Annotated in this window: 17 protein-coding genes and 1 pseudogene; 12 read left to right on the top strand and 6 right to left on the bottom strand. The window is 43.2% G+C overall.

Features of this window, described 5'->3' with window-relative positions:
• Positions 1-131 precede the first annotated feature (131 nt).
• The 7 genes from ACWIUE_RS04685 to ACWIUE_RS04655 are packed head-to-tail and all read left to right on the top strand — an operon-like array spanning position 132 to position 7157.
• Positions 132-1607, top strand: a complete 1476-nt coding sequence (locus ACWIUE_RS04685) for a Fe-S-containing protein (RefSeq protein ID WP_454135315.1) — start codon at positions 132-134, stop codon at positions 1605-1607.
• A 17-nt stretch (positions 1608-1624) separates the two neighbouring features.
• Positions 1625-3286, top strand: coding sequence for an ABC transporter permease (locus ACWIUE_RS04680; RefSeq protein WP_454135313.1), 1662 nt, complete (start codon positions 1625-1627; stop codon positions 3284-3286).
• 10 nt (positions 3287-3296) lie between these two features.
• The gene (locus ACWIUE_RS04675) at positions 3297-4688 is read left to right on the top strand and encodes an ABC transporter permease (protein WP_454135311.1); all 1392 of its coding nucleotides are present in this window, start codon (positions 3297-3299) and stop codon (positions 4686-4688) included.
• Position 4689: 1 nt separating this feature from the next.
• Positions 4690-5331, top strand: coding sequence for an ABC transporter ATP-binding protein (locus ACWIUE_RS04670; protein ID WP_454135392.1), 642 nt, complete (start codon positions 4690-4692; stop codon positions 5329-5331).
• Positions 5328-5816: a peroxiredoxin family protein gene (locus tag ACWIUE_RS04665; protein WP_454135309.1), complete on the top strand. Its 489-nt coding sequence runs from the start codon at positions 5328-5330 to the stop codon at positions 5814-5816. Before ACWIUE_RS04670 ends, ACWIUE_RS04665 begins: the two co-directional genes overlap by 4 nt.
• Positions 5813-6721: a thioredoxin family protein gene (locus ACWIUE_RS04660; RefSeq protein ID WP_454135308.1), complete on the top strand. Its 909-nt coding sequence runs from the start codon at positions 5813-5815 to the stop codon at positions 6719-6721. The genes ACWIUE_RS04665 and ACWIUE_RS04660 overlap by 4 nt, the downstream gene beginning before the upstream one ends.
• On the top strand, positions 6711-7157 hold the full coding sequence (locus ACWIUE_RS04655) for a hypothetical protein (protein ID WP_454135306.1): 447 nt from the start codon (positions 6711-6713) through the stop codon (positions 7155-7157). The genes ACWIUE_RS04660 and ACWIUE_RS04655 overlap by 11 nt, the downstream gene beginning before the upstream one ends.
• On the opposite strand, the gene ACWIUE_RS04650 is transcribed toward ACWIUE_RS04655, so the two are convergent.
• On the bottom strand, positions 7081-7659 hold the full coding sequence (locus ACWIUE_RS04650) for a hypothetical protein (RefSeq protein ID WP_454135304.1): 579 nt from the start codon (positions 7657-7659) through the stop codon (positions 7081-7083). The genes ACWIUE_RS04655 and ACWIUE_RS04650 overlap by 77 nt on opposite strands.
• 12 nt (positions 7660-7671) lie before the next feature.
• Here ACWIUE_RS04650 and ACWIUE_RS04645 point away from each other — a divergent pair, with 12 nt between their 5' ends.
• Complete coding sequence (locus ACWIUE_RS04645) at positions 7672-9855, top strand: STT3 domain-containing protein (RefSeq protein ID WP_454135391.1); 2184 nt, start codon at positions 7672-7674, stop codon at positions 9853-9855.
• On the opposite strand, the gene ACWIUE_RS04640 is transcribed toward ACWIUE_RS04645, so the two are convergent.
• Positions 9802-9945 (bottom strand): hypothetical protein, encoded by a 144-nt coding sequence (locus ACWIUE_RS04640; RefSeq protein WP_454135302.1) that lies wholly within the window; start codon positions 9943-9945, stop codon positions 9802-9804. The two genes, ACWIUE_RS04645 and ACWIUE_RS04640, sit on opposite strands and share 54 nt — an antisense overlap.
• 71 nt (positions 9946-10016) lie before the next feature.
• Between ACWIUE_RS04640 and ACWIUE_RS04635 the strand changes: the two genes are divergently transcribed.
• The 4 genes and pseudogenes from ACWIUE_RS04635 to ACWIUE_RS04620 all read left to right on the top strand — a co-directional run bounded on the left by ACWIUE_RS04635 (position 10017) and on the right by ACWIUE_RS04620 (position 11998).
• A complete protein-coding gene (locus tag ACWIUE_RS04635; RefSeq protein WP_454135300.1) occupies positions 10017-10193 on the top strand; it encodes a hypothetical protein in 177 nt (58 codons plus the stop codon).
• 192 nt (positions 10194-10385) lie between these two features.
• Positions 10386-11177 (top strand): sulfite exporter TauE/SafE family protein, encoded by a 792-nt coding sequence (locus tag ACWIUE_RS04630; RefSeq protein WP_454135299.1) that lies wholly within the window; start codon positions 10386-10388, stop codon positions 11175-11177.
• A gap of 31 nt (positions 11178-11208) precedes the next feature.
• Positions 11209-11409 (top strand): annotated as a pseudogene (locus ACWIUE_RS04625) (2-hydroxymuconate tautomerase family protein); the annotation flags it as partial.
• A gap of 391 nt (positions 11410-11800) precedes the next feature.
• Positions 11801-11998, top strand: a complete 198-nt coding sequence (locus ACWIUE_RS04620; protein WP_454135297.1) for a hypothetical protein — start codon at positions 11801-11803, stop codon at positions 11996-11998.
• On the opposite strand, the gene ACWIUE_RS04615 is transcribed toward ACWIUE_RS04620, so the two are convergent.
• From ACWIUE_RS04615 to ACWIUE_RS04600, 4 genes are all read right to left on the bottom strand, one after another.
• Positions 11953-12636 (bottom strand): phospholipase A, encoded by a 684-nt coding sequence (locus ACWIUE_RS04615; RefSeq protein WP_454135295.1) that lies wholly within the window; start codon positions 12634-12636, stop codon positions 11953-11955. The two genes, ACWIUE_RS04620 and ACWIUE_RS04615, sit on opposite strands and share 46 nt — an antisense overlap.
• Positions 12603-12863 carry a hypothetical protein gene (locus ACWIUE_RS04610; RefSeq protein ID WP_454135293.1) on the bottom strand — a complete coding sequence of 87 codons (261 nt, stop codon included), beginning with the start codon at positions 12861-12863 and terminating at the stop codon, positions 12603-12605. The genes ACWIUE_RS04615 and ACWIUE_RS04610 overlap by 34 nt, the downstream gene beginning before the upstream one ends.
• An 84-nt stretch (positions 12864-12947) precedes the next feature.
• Positions 12948-13130: a hypothetical protein gene (locus ACWIUE_RS04605; protein WP_454135292.1), complete on the bottom strand. Its 183-nt coding sequence runs from the start codon at positions 13128-13130 to the stop codon at positions 12948-12950.
• Positions 13127-13681, bottom strand: coding sequence for a ClbS/DfsB family four-helix bundle protein (locus tag ACWIUE_RS04600; protein ID WP_454135291.1), 555 nt, complete (start codon positions 13679-13681; stop codon positions 13127-13129). Before ACWIUE_RS04600 ends, ACWIUE_RS04605 begins: the two co-directional genes overlap by 4 nt.
• Positions 13682-13717: the final 36 nt, after the last annotated feature.

Below are 13717 nucleotides of genomic sequence, written 5' to 3'. Positions count from 1 at the left end.
GGATTGCCACGAAGTCGCCCTTAAAAGTGCGACTTCTCGCAATGACAATCAGGGCGTGGATTGCTTCGGCGAATCTACGAAACGCCAAAGCAATGACGGCGTTTGAAAATTACAATTTTTAAGGATAAAAAATGTCCATTTATTTCGTGCATTTTTTCGCGCTTTTAGTGCCACTTAGTTTTTTAGGTGCAATTTTTTTGGATTTCACGCAAGATTCGCGCAAATCTAGCGTAGATTCACGCGCTCAAAGCAAAAAGATTGCCCCTAAAAATCTCATATTTTCTATCATTGTAGGCGCGGTTTTTGCCTATATCGCGCACTTTATCGCCACAAAAAATCTGCAAGATGACACGCTAATTTTTATCACAAATATTTTGCTTTTAATTGCATTTTTTGCCTTAATCGCACTTTATTTTACCGCGCGAATCGCCCCAAAAATCGCAGAGATACCACTGCTAAAAGAGAGCATTTTTGCCTTTATCGCGCTTGGATTTTTCGTGCGATATTTAAAAGAGAGCGTGGATTTCAAACTCTTTGGCGCAGAGATTTTGGATACTTTGGCAATCAACTCTTTTGCGCTCACACTTCTTGCGCTAGGCGCGTGTGTGGTGGTGTTTTACTTGCTAAAAATTTTGCGTAAATTCGCACCAAAATTCACGCTAATCATCGCTTTTGCCACTGCGATTTTGTCGATAAACCCTGTCATTGCGGACATTTTGCTATATTTGGTGCGACAAAATATCCTCCCTAGTGGCGAATCGCTTATTAGCTACATTGGTAAAAGCCTATATTACGCGTTTTTAAACCCATATATTTTTGTGGGATTTTTGATGGTTTTGGGGATTATGAGCCTTGCAAAAATCCCGCGCCACATTCATAAAAACGCGCTTTTTGATTTGGATTATCGCAAAAAATGCGGACTAAAAAATTTCATAAACCAAAAGTTCGCCCTAAATATTTGCGTGTGCGTGGTGAGTGTGGGGATTTTGCTATATTATGATTTATACGCTTCAAAGCCTATGACGATTGATAAACCTATAATTTTGGAGCGTCCGCAAAGTGGCGTTTTTGAGTTTAGCGCGGAGATTTTGAGCGATAATAAACTGCATAGATTCGCCTATATTGACGATGAGGGCAAAGAGATTCGCTTCTTTTTGCTAAACAAATTTGAGGATAGAAGCTCCCCTGCGGTGGCGTTTGATGCGTGTGCGCTCTGTGGCGATATGGGCTATATCAAGCGCGGTGGAGAGCTAATCTGTATCGCGTGTAATGTGCGGATTTTTCTGCCATCTGTGGGGAAATTTGGCGGGTGCAATCCTATCCCGCTAGAATTTAGCAATGAAAATGGCACGATTCGCATTAGCCTTCAAAATGTGCTAGGCGGGGCAAATTATTTTAGCAAAATCGTTAGCAAAGAAGTAACCGACCCTGTGAGTGGCGCAAAATTGCTAAACACAGACGCGCTTTTTCGCTATGAATTTAACGGGCGGACATATTTTTTTCAATCGCAAGAAAACTACGACACCTTTGTCAAAGAGCCTGAAATTTACGCACCTAGCGAACAAAGCGCACTTTACATAATCCAAAAATATCACAAAGAGAGTTAGAAAAAATGACGCTAAATTTGATTAGAAAATCTATTGGCGGGAGCAGGTTTCAAAAGATTCTCTCCCTAGTTACGATTATCGCAAGCACCTTGCTAATAAGCTGTATGCTAAATATTACGCTAGGCATCGGCAATCAAATCGCCAAAGATTTGCGTAGCTATGGGAGCAATATCGTGGTTTTGCCAAAGGGGACAACTCTTAGCGTGGAAGTGGGCGATGAGATTTTTGCGCCTTTGCAGAGTGAGAGTTATTTGGAGGAATCGCGTCTGCATTTGATAAAGGAAATATTTTGGAGAAATAATATTACCGCATTTGCGCCATTTTTGGATTTAAAGGTAAGCAATTCGTCTTTGGGTATGCAATTTCGCACTTGTGAAAATTTTGGGGATTTCGCAGACTCCAAGTCTAGTCTCAATCCCCAAAATTCTCACAAATACAAAAGCCATACCGCAAATACTAGAATTGATTCAAATACAGATTCTACGAATACAGAATCTAATTCAAAATCGCAGAATCTAAACGCAGAATCTACCACGCAATCAAACAATCGAAGTAATGGCGGTGTTGCTTCGAGTCGTTTTGATGCGGAACGAGCGAAAAGCGGTGTTGCTTCGAGTCGTTTTGATGCGGAACGAGCGAAAATAGGACTTGGGCGTCCATTGAGCGAAGTTTCGCATCAAAACGACTCGAATGAATACCCCAGAACAAATTGCGAACAAGACAATCGCACTTTTGCAATATTCAGTGGCACTTATTTTGACAAACTCATCGGCGTCCAAGACGAACCCGAATTTAGCACGGGCGTGAAAATGCTCTACCCTGCGTGGAGCGTGGAGGGCGAATGGGTGGCAGATGATTCGCTTAATTCTGTCCTTGTGGGAAGCGAACTTGCAAAAAGAGAAAATATAAAAATCGGCGACACGCTAATTTTGCGCGAATCTACCGCTGATTCACGCGATTCAAATCAATATCACGCAAAAGTCAGCGGAATCTTATCAAATAGTGGCGTTTATGACAATCGCATAGTAGGCTCACTTGCGTTAGCGCAAAAGCTAATGGGCAAGGACAATATTTTCGCCAAAGCCGAAGTCTCCGCATTCACAATCCCCGAAAACACGCTTAGCTACAAAGCACGGCGCAATTTGGATGGGCTAAACGATGTAGAATTTGACACTTGGTATTGTAGCGCGTTTGCAAGTTCGATTGCCTATCAAATCGAAGAGGACTTCAAAGGCGCGTCTGCCAAAGCACAAATCAAAGTTAGCGATGCGGAAAGCTCTATTGTGCGCAAGATTCAAGGGCTTATGGGGGTTACTAGCATAATCTGTCTGCTTGTGGCAAGTGTGGGAATCGGCGCGTTGTTAAGCGCGGAGTTTCAGCGCAGACGCAAAGAAATCGGGCTTATGAAAGTGCTTGGCGCGAATCTCTGGCAAATCTATGCGATTTTTGCAGGCGAATCGTGTGTCATAGCCATTTTTGGCGCAATCATCGGCTTTTTTGGCGGTGTGGGCGTAGCAGAGCTAATATCGCTTAGCATTTTTGCCCACGCACTGCCGATTTCGTGGATTGCATTGCCCTTATCTATCGCATTTGCGCTGTTTATCTCGCTTTGTGGCTCACTAATGCTACTAAAAAATATCAACGCGCTTTTACCTGCAAATGTGCTGTATGGGCGATAGGGAGGCGAAAATGAACGCAAATAACGCATTTTTTTACAAAAGCATTTTAAATTCACTGCGCGTCTCTTTTGCGCGTGTGAGCGTGATTGCAATCTCGCTTTTTATCGGTGCGTGCGTGAGTAGCGCGTTTTTAAATATTTTGCTAGACATTGAATACAAGCTATCAAATGAGCTAAAAGTATATGGTGCAAACTTCATTATCTCCCCCACACACGGGCAAAATCACATAGATTCGCAGCTCTATGAAACAAAAATCGCCCAAATCCCAAAAGACAAGCTAAAAGCCGCCGCGCCATTTCTCTATGGCTCATTTAGCTTGGGGAGCAACTCTGCGATTGTCGCGGGCGTGGATTTTGGCGCATTAAAGAGCGTTTTTCCATTTATCGAAGTGGTTGATGGGCATTTTGGCAATAGCGTTTTTGGCGAATCTAGCGCATTTGTGGGCGTTAGTTTGGCAAAAAGCGCGGAAATCAAAGCAGGTGATACTATCACGCTAACAAATCAAAAGACGCTAGAAAGCGCGGATTTGGAGGTTAAGGGGATAATTTCAAGCGGAGATGAGTTTGATGGGATTGTGTTTGCGCCGTTAAAAGTGGTGCAGAATTTGGCAAGCAATTCGTCTCTTACGCAAGATACTAGAATTGCAAACGATTCAATAACTTTAAATAATCCGTCATTGCGAGAAAATGAGCGTAGCGAATTTTCGTGGCAATCCAAATCACACGAATCTAAACAGCAAAAAGAATCAATGACCCAAAAGAGAATCAATGCAGATTCGTTGCAAGTAAGTGATTCATCTAAAACACAGATTCCCCTTAATGGATTGCCACGATTCGGCGTTGCCGAATCTCGCAATGACGAAATAATTAACCGCTCATTTATCCACTACGCCAAACTTGTTTTATACGGCAACTTTGCCGAAGTCAAGCAAATAGGCGAATCGTTAAGCGATTCGCAAATAGTCGCAAAGCCCATAGCGCAGGTGTCAATCAGCGAAGGCATAGTCCTAAACAAAATCAAATCGCTTATCTTTCTAATCTGCGCTACAATCCTATTTATCGCAAGTTTGAGCGTAAATACAAGCCTTAGCGCGATAATCTTTGCGCGAAAAAAGGAAGTCGCCTTGCATTTGAGCTTGGGAGCGCGAAAAAGCCAAATCGCCAAACTCTTTGGCGCGGAGGTTTTGCTTTTGGCGTTGGTTTCAAGCGTAGTGGGCGCGATTTGTGGCTATGCTTTGGCGAATCTGCTTGGGTGGATTATCTTTAATTCAAGCATTTCTTTTAGATTTTTAAGCATAGTAGGCGCGGTTGGAATCACGCTATTTTTTGCCTTTGTGGCGAGTTTTTACCCTATCAAAAAGGCGTTAAATGTCAATATCATCACAAATCTCAAAGGGGAATAATATGGTTTTAGAATTACAAAATATAAACAAATCTTTTGGCAATGTCGTTGCACTAAAAGGCGTGAATCTATCCGTCCAAAAGGGCGATTGGGTTAGCATTATGGGACCTAGTGGCAGTGGAAAATCTACGCTTTTAAATATCATCGCATTGCTTGATGAGCCTAGTGGCGGGGAATATCGCCTTATGGGGAAATCTATGAGAGATTTAAGCGAAGAGGAAAAGATTGTGATTCGCAGGGAGAAAATCGGGCTAATTTTTCAGCAATTTCATCTTATCCCATATCTCACCGCGCTTGAAAATGTCGAACTTGCGCAGTTTTATCACTCCGCAGTCGATAGCGATGATGCCAAAGCCGCGCTTGAAAAAGTAGGGTTAGGGCATCGAATCTCACATTTGCCAAGCGAACTAAGCGGGGGCGAACAGCAACGACTTTGCATTGCGCGCTCTTTCATAAACAACCCCGATATTTTACTGGCAGACGAACCTACGGGCAATTTGGATGGCGAAAATGAAAAAATCGTCTTAGAAGCATTTTGCAAACTGCGCGATGAGGGCAAAACGATAATCTTAATCACACACAACCCCGAGTTAGGCGAATACGGCAACAAAAAAGTGCTGTTAAAGCACGGAGAAATGGCGTGAATCTAAAAAAATTTTTATGTGTTTTTGCGCTTTTTGGTGCGATTTTTTTTAGTGCGTGTGATGGCGACAAATACGCAGCGTTAAATGAAACCGCCCCCGAAATCGTGGCTATGGATTTGGAGGGAAAAAGCGTGAATTTGAGCGATTTTAGCGGACAAGCCGTTGCGATTGTGTTTTATAAAAATGGTTGCGAAGCTTGCGTGGGCGTAATCCCTGCGCTTGATAATTATGCCAAAAGCGCGAATCTTGCCTCCATTGCGATAAATATGGCAAATTCAAAAGAGGAAATAATGGAGTTTTTGGAGGAAACGCCACTGCCAAATACGCGCGTTTTGCGCGATTCGCTAGGGGCGAGCGCGAAGCGATTTATCATCAATATGACGCCTACAATCGTTCTGCTAGACAAAGAGCGGACGATTCGCGCCAAAATCATCGGTGTAACGGACTTTGGCAAGGTTGAGGCGCAAATCAAAGAGTGGTTATGAATCTTTTTAAATGCGCGTGTGTGGCATTTTGCGCGATTTTGCTATGCGGGTGTTTGGAGAGCAAAGGCGAGTTTGAAGCGATAAATGCGGGAAAAATAAGTGCGATTTATGAAAATGGGGTGCTGAAAATTTTGGATTCGCGTGATGGCAATTCGTCTTTGGGTATGCAATTTGCGAGCGAAGCGAAGCAACCATCCAAAATAAAATCAAATTCGTGCGAAGCACCCAAATCTCGCCCGCTTCGTGGTGCAAAAAATCGGATTGAAGGTTGCAGTAGTGCAACCGCCGATTTTTTGCTAGAAGCGGAAAAGCGAGGCTCTCCCCCTAAAAGCGAAAAGCGGCAGCTTTTGGGGACACAGTTTAATAGTCGGGGGGAGCGGGAGCGGAGTGTAGCCCTTTTGCGAAAAGAAATAAGCGAATTAAATAAACAAAATAGCGAAAATATCGCAGATTCTGCGAATGAAACAAAAAACGCAGAATCTAATTTAAATTGTCATTTTGAGCGTAGCGAAAAATCTCAAAAAAATAGAGATTCTTCGCCTACGGCTCAGAATGACAAAGCAAAAACAGATTCGCATTTCATCTTATTTTTCTTTACCACCACTTGTGGCGTTTGCAAAGCGCAAATCCCCATTTTGCAAGAAATCGCGCAAGAATTAGAAAATGAAAATATCAAAATCTACGGCATTTTAGGCAACGCACCAAACAAAGATTTAGCCCAAAAATACGCCAAATCTAGCGCAATCTCACTGTCGATTTTCTACGAAAATGCTGCAAGGCGATTTTTTAGCCAAATCGTAGGTGGCATAAAAGGCGTCCCCGTGATTGTGATTTTCAAAGATGGCAAAGTCAAAGAAAAATTCGTAGGTTTGATACCAAAGGGCAAGATTTTAAGTGCGCTATAAAGGGCAGATTCTGCGTTTTGTGTGGATTTTTGGTGTTTTAGATTCTGCGATTCGCAAGAAATTGCAGAATCTAAAAATGGATTGCCACGATTCTGCTACGCAGAATCTCGCAATGACGAAATTTGGCGCATTAGATTCTGCGAAACAAACAAGAGATTCTGCGCTTCAAACCAAAAATCGCAGAATCTGCCCCCACTTCGTCATTGCGAGTGAGCGAAGCGAGCGTGGCAATCCACAATTAAATCAATCGTGCGAAGCACCCAAAACTCGCCCGCTTCGTGGTGCAAAAAATCGGGAGCAAGCGAGCAGTAGTGCGAGTGCCGATTTTTTGCTAGAAGCGGAAAAGCGAGGCACTCCCCCTAAAAGCGAAAAGTGGCAGCTTTTGGCGAGTAGGGGGAGCGGGGAGGGGGGTGCAGCCATTTTGCGAGAAAAATAAGCGAATCAAAGGGGCAAAGTGGCGAAAATCTCGCAGATTCTGCGAATCGAACAAAAATCGCAGAATCTAATAAAAATAACAAATCAATCCAAAAGCAAATCAATGCAGATTCATTGCAAGTAGGTGATTCGCCTAAAACACAGAGTCTCCATAATGGATTGCCACGATTTGCCTTTGGCAAATCTCGCAATGACGAAATTTGGCGCATTAGATTCTGCGAAACAAACAAGAGATTCTTCGCTTCGCTCAGAATGACAATTTTATTTGGATTGCCACGAAGTCGTTCAAAGTGCGACTTCTCGCAATGACGAAAAATCACACAGATTCTGCGCTTCAAACCAAAATTCGCAGAATCTCGCTCCAAAATCGCAAAATCTCGCAATGACAAAATTTGGCGCATTAGATTCTGCGAATCAAACACAAATTTCGCAGAATCCAAATAAGATTCTGCGCCAAAATCCATCCAAACTTTGCTATAATCGCAAAATATTTTTTTAAACAAGGATTGTGCGTGATGATTGAGAAGGCAAGGCGTTTTTATGAGTTTTTGGCGAGATATTTTGTGATTGATATTATTTTGATGATAGTTGCGATGGCGTGCGTGCTTCACTTGCGCCTTGCGTATGCGGATTCTACGCAGTTTATGCCACAATATTTTTTTAATGATGAGCGCATTTTAACGACAAATGACGGATACCACTACGCAAACGCCACGCGCGACCGCTTGGAGGGGAATAAGGGGGATTCTGCGTTTTTCCCATCTGCCGAGTTTGAGATGCCGGCACTTTTGAGTGTGACGCTTTATAAAATCCTGCCATTTTCGCTTGATGAACTCTTCTTTTATATGCCGATGGTGCTTTCGATTTTGCTTGTCATCCCTGTGTTTTTGATTACCAAAAATTTTTCAAATTCTTTGGTGGCGTTTTTTGCGGCACTTCTTGCGCCCATAACTCAGGCGTATTCCGTGCGCACGATGGGCGGATATTATGATACGGATATGCTAATTTTGACAATCCCGCTATTTGTGGCGTATTTTCTGCTGAAAATTTTAGATTCTGCGAAATTGCGCTATGCGATTTTGGGGGCGATTTTTGGCATTATGGCGATTGCGTGGCATACGACAAGTGCCGTTGCCTTGCTTGGGGCGGGAGTATTTTTAGGCATTTGCTACGCGCTAATTTTTAAAAGGGATGATTTGAGGGTTTTGGAGCTGCTTGGCGTTTTGATAATCGCGCTTTGCAATATGAATATTTTCCTAAAACTCGCGCTTTTGGCGGTGTATTTGCACTTTGTGAGTGATAAAGTTTTCATCGCGCAGAATCTCACAAATCAAATCAAAGCAAAGTTAAAATACAAATCCGTCACGCTGTTTTTAGTCGCACTTGCCATTGGACTGCTTTCAAATGTCGATAGATTTATTAGCAGTTTTGCGCTGTATGTGGTGGCGGGAGACACTTTGCAAAATGCAAATATCATCGTGCGTGGCGTCACAGATACGATTATGGAGCTAAAACCGCTTGATTTTTATGGCGCGGTGGTGCGGATAATTGGCGATTACACGGCATTTACCATTGGCGCACTTGGGATTTTGCTATTGTTTTATAAAAAACCGCAAACGCTAGTTTTGCTCCCGTTTGCCTTGCTTGGACTTTTGTCGATTAAACTTGGCATTCGCTTTTCTATGTTTGCCTCGCCTGTGTTTGCCATCGGCGTGTTTTACTTTGTGTATTTTGTGTTGCAGGGGGCAAAGCAGATTTTTGATGATAAAATCGTAATTTATGGTGTGAAAATCGTTTCGTATGCGGTGATTGCGGGAGTTTGCATAATACCGCATTTTTATTTTGGGAAAAATATCGGTTACGCACCCGCGCTTTATAGCGAAGAGATGGGCGCGCTAAATGAGATAAGGGCAGATTCTGCGAGTAGGGAGAATGTGACGATTAGCTGGTGGGATTATGGATTTTTGACTTCGTATTACACAAATACCCGCGCAATCATCTCTGGCATCGATATGGATGGCGTAATGCACTTTGTAGCGGCAAAAATCATCACCGAGACAAACCAAAAAGCAGCGTATAATTTGATGAATATCGCTACGAATTTGTATTTTGAAAAAGATGATAAAAAGATGAATTTAGTGGAGAAAATCATCGCAAAATACGGCACTAGCGATAATCCAAACGCCGTTTTTGAAAATATGGAGCATTTTAGCGGAGTTGAAAAACAGCGTGAGATTTATATTTTCATCCCGTATCAGCTTTTTGAGCTAACCGCGACAATCGAGCAGTTTAGCGATATTGATTTACGCAACGGAAAGGCGACACGGACGGATAAAAAACTCGTGCGGTATTACAGCGTGGGAGTTGATGGCGATGAATTTGTGCTAGATGAAAAGGTGCGATTTAATCCTAAAAATGGCGTGGTTACGGATATCGAAAGCGGGAAAACACTCCAAGTAAAGGCATTTCACAGAGTTGAGCGAGTGCATAATACCTTGCAGACGGATAAAGTGAATTATGAAAATGAGAAAGGCGCGCTTATTGCGGTGTTTTCTGTGGAGATGGGGCGATTTTTCTTAATCGATGAGCGGACGAATGACTCGCTATTGGTGCAGTTTTTCTTATATGAAAATTATGATAGAAAATTATTTCAAATGCTTTACAAATCCCCACATTCCAAAGCGTGGAAGGTTAGGTGAGGGGGTAGATTCTGCGAATCGTGTGTAAAACGCAGAATCTAGCGCGAAAAAATAATCAAAATTCGCAGAATCTGCCCTAATTTTTGTCATATTGAGACTTTGAAAAAGTCGAAATATCTCACAAAAAACACAACAGAGATTTTTCGCTTCGCTAACTCACAATGACAAATGAGATTCTGCGAAGTGCAGAATCTACCCCACCCCAAACCCCTCCCGCAAGGGGAGGGGCTTATTTTCTCTCTTTCTCCCCCTCCCTTGCGGAGGGGGCTAGGGGGTGGGTAAAAAATCCGTCATTGCGAGGCACGAAGTGCCGAAGCAATCCAAAAAAAAGAAAATAAAATAGATTGCTTCGTTGTTTTCGCTTCGCTCAAACTGCCTCGCAATGACGATTTTTTCGCACTAGATTCTTCGTTTTCGTGCGAGATTCTTGCGATTTTTTGGATTTGATTTTGCGAGTTTCTGCGATTTTGCACACTAGATTCTGCAAATTTTCGTTAAAATGCTAAAATTTTTTCTAAAAAAGGCGCGCTATGGACTTCATCGCACTTATCCCCTACGCACTCATCGGCATCGTGGCGGGGGTGACTTCGGGGCTTTTTGGCATTGGCGGGGGGATGATAATCGTCCCATTTTCCCTGCTACTAGGCATTTCATCGCATCACGCAGTCGCAATTAGCGTGGTGCAGATGATTTTCTCATCCATCTTTGGCTCATATCTCAACTACAAAAAGCGAAATCTAAATCTCAAAGACGGGCTTTTTGTGGGCTTTGGCGGACTTTTGGGTGCGAGTTTTAGCGGGATAATCGTGAATTTTTTCTCAGATATCACGCTTACAGCGATATTTTTGGGCGTTGGCGTGATATTTTTCATCAAATATTTTTTTCGCTCCAAAAAAAGCGTAGCAGTCGCAAAGTCCCGCACGGAGGCACAAAAACGAGTGATTTTAGTAGGCACGGGCGCGCTTGTGGGCGTCTTTGCCATATCGCTTGGCATTGGCGGGGGCGTGCAGCTCGCGGCGATTTTGGGATTTGCGCTAGGGTATGACAGCAAGCAAGTAGCGCGAATCTCGCTATTTTACATTCTTTTTGCAAGCGTTGCGGGGAGTCTTTCATTCGCGCGGGAGGGAGTTTTAAATGAAAGCGTGGTGACGATGGGCGTGGCAGTGGGCGTAGGCTCGCTACTTGGCGTATTTATCGGCACAAAAATGATGGAGAAAATCAAGCTAAACTCCCACAAAACCGCAATGCTTTGCGTCTATGCCTTTTCGATACTCACCACCGCATTCACGCTCTTGCGCAAAATGGGGATTTTGGCGATTTAGAAATGTTAAAATTTTTTAAAAAGGATTCGCAATGCCATTTGTAAATATTCGCATCACAAAAGAAAATGGGACGCCCACAATCGCGCAAAAGCGGGAGCTAATCGCAGGTGTTACAAACTTACTCGCCGAAGTGCTAGGCAAAAATAAGTCTAGCACGGTGGTAATAATCGATGAAATCGACACGGACAACTACGGATTAGGCGGTGAGAGCATAACTTTGCTACGAAAAAAGGGCGCGAAAAATGAAGTGAAAAATGGCGAAAAAAAGGGTGTAACAAATAAAAAAGATTCGCCAAAAAGCGCGAAAAAGCGCGAATCTAAAAAGTAAAAATCTTAAAGATTGTGTGAAACTATGGTGATTTTTTGTTATTACGAGAAGTTGCACTTTGGGCGACTTCGTGGCAATCTATTTTCGCATAATTTGGGGCATTTTTTTGTCATATTTAAACTTTGAAAACGCCAAAATATCTCTAAAATTTTAAAAAAGAGATTCTTCGCTTCGTGCTTCGCACGAGAATAACAAAAATTAGAATGGCAAAGTTACGCTAGATTCTGTGATTCGCATAAAAATTCGCAGAATCTACCCACACCCTTAATCCCCCTCCGCAAGGGAGGTGGAGAATTTGAGTTTCTTCGCTTCGCACAAAGTGCTTCGCGCGAGAATGACAATAGATTTTGTGATTCGCATAAAATCTCGCAGAATCTCCCCGCAGATTCTGCGCTTTTCGCGCGAATCGCGGAATCTACCGCAAATCTCGCAAAAATCCCCCCACCCCTACCGCACGAATCTTATGCCAATGCCAATTCTATGCGAAAAGTAATCGTATTCATACAGCACATCGCCATACCCCGCGAAATACTGCGCGTAAATGCCGTAGTAGTCGTTGATTTTGTAAGTGTAGCTGGCGCGAAAGTATGGCGTAGGGTGCTTTTTGGCGACATTGTAGGGCGGGGCGAGCACACCGAGCAATCCACCCACGCCAAAGTCCGCTAGATGGTCGCCATAACGCATATTTGCCTTTATCTCCAAAATCCCCAAATACTTGTAAATATCGCGATTCTCCGCATAAAATCTAGTCGGCGCAAACGCCTCCACATCAAGCCCCCAATGTTTGCTCGAAAACCGCGCCTTTATGATAAATCTATCGCTCCCCCTACTTCTATCCGCCGCCCCGCCTTGCGCGATATTTATCTCGCCATTGCTAATATGTCGCCACCCTAGCGTGATTTCAGTTAGCGCGAAGCCATCACTCACATCGCTCGGGCGATAAGTCAGCAAAAACTCGGGCTGAAAGTCATTATCCCGCATCGGCGAGCTCGCCTTTTCATTAAAAAGCTGAAAATAAAAAGTATCCGTAAATGCCAAATAAAAAATCCACTCATCGCTAAAAGTCACGATAGGCGCGCGAAAACTCACCTGCCCCTTTATCTCGCCGCGAAAATACTGCGGATTTCGCATAGATGTAAGATTATACACATACAAAAAATATGTATCGCGCCAATTTTCAAAAAATGCACTTGAATCTTTTGGGCGAACAATCGCGCGTGGCGTGGCATTATCGGTGGGTGAATCAAAGGTGGATTTTGTGATTTTGGGTTGAATCGCAAAATCTGTGGTTTGTTCATTGTCATTCTGAGTGAGCGAAGTGAGCGAAGAATCTCTTTGGGATATTTCGCTACGCTCAATATGACAACTCGGGGTTTGATTCGTAGAATCGAACGCCGAATCTTTTGCGTGATTTGTAGAATCTAGCGTAGATTCTGCGTTTTTTAACCTATTCTTCCCCCCCCCCTATTTGCGGATTCTGCGTTTTGCGTCTGAATCGTAGAATCTTTTTGAGATATTTCGCTACGCTCAATATGACAACACGGAGTGCTAAAATCCCCCGCCCCAAGCGATATATTAAAACTCACAAGCACCACGCAACCCGCCAAAATTTTACCCAAAATCATCGCAATCCTTTATTTGAAATTATACCATTTTTGAGTTGCTTTATCGCCCACGCATAGTGGCTAGAAGTGCTTGAAATCACAAACGAACCAAGCGCATTTGCCCCCGTGCAGGCAAAATGCCCCTTGCAAAACAGCTCATCATCGCTAAATTTTTGCACGATATTTGCGATGGTGCTGTGGCTTGTTTGCAACGCATCTAGCGCGACTTGCAAGGGCGTGCTTTGGTGCTTTTGCCAAAACTCAATATTTAGCTTTGGATAAGTGCGCCAATTATGCGGAAGTGGCAAAAATGGCGTAACCTGCGCCCTTTGCGTGAATCTTTTGCCATCGCACTCCAAATTATTTGCGACAAAATGCTCCAACATTTTGTGCCACTCATAAAGGTGGATAAGCACATCACGGGCATTTTTATCGCGCGAATTATCGCGTAGTGGGAGGGTAAAATCGCCCTCCAAAATATCGCGTGGCACATTTTTGATAAATCTCAAAAGTTTGGCAAACTCATCATTTATCGCTTTTAGCAACTCATCTTTACTTCGTGGGCGTGGCATTTTCTCCCTTTTTTTGCGTGTGAAATTTTTATGTGA

This window comes from Helicobacter sp. 23-1045 (assembly GCF_053654655.1).
The sequence above is the reverse complement of the archived record's forward strand: the minus strand, read 5'-3'. Positions and strand labels throughout refer to the sequence as shown.

Excerpts from the sequence above, each read along its gene's own strand:
- ACWIUE_RS04685 (WP_454135315.1), top strand. The coding sequence starts at position 132 with ATGTCCATTTATTTCGTGCATTTTTTCGCGCTTTTAGTGCCACTTAGT.
- ACWIUE_RS04675 (WP_454135311.1), top strand. The coding sequence starts at position 3,297 with ATGAACGCAAATAACGCATTTTTTTACAAAAGCATTTTAAATTCACTG.
- ACWIUE_RS04670 (WP_454135392.1), top strand. The coding sequence starts at position 4,690 with ATGGTTTTAGAATTACAAAATATAAACAAATCTTTTGGCAATGTCGTT.
- ACWIUE_RS04660 (WP_454135308.1), top strand. The coding sequence starts at position 5,813 with ATGAATCTTTTTAAATGCGCGTGTGTGGCATTTTGCGCGATTTTGCTA.
- ACWIUE_RS04645 (WP_454135391.1), top strand. The coding sequence starts at position 7,672 with ATGATTGAGAAGGCAAGGCGTTTTTATGAGTTTTTGGCGAGATATTTT.
- ACWIUE_RS04640 (WP_454135302.1), bottom strand. The coding sequence starts at position 9,945 with ATGACAAAAATTAGGGCAGATTCTGCGAATTTTGATTATTTTTTCGCG.
- ACWIUE_RS04635 (WP_454135300.1), top strand. The coding sequence starts at position 10,017 with ATGACAAATGAGATTCTGCGAAGTGCAGAATCTACCCCACCCCAAACC.
- ACWIUE_RS04630 (WP_454135299.1), top strand. The coding sequence starts at position 10,386 with ATGGACTTCATCGCACTTATCCCCTACGCACTCATCGGCATCGTGGCG.
- ACWIUE_RS04615 (WP_454135295.1), bottom strand. The coding sequence starts at position 12,636 with ATGCGAAATCCGCAGTATTTTCGCGGCGAGATAAAGGGGCAGGTGAGT.
- ACWIUE_RS04605 (WP_454135292.1), bottom strand. The coding sequence starts at position 13,130 with ATGATTTTGGGTAAAATTTTGGCGGGTTGCGTGGTGCTTGTGAGTTTT.
- ACWIUE_RS04600 (WP_454135291.1), bottom strand. The coding sequence starts at position 13,681 with ATGCCACGCCCACGAAGTAAAGATGAGTTGCTAAAAGCGATAAATGAT.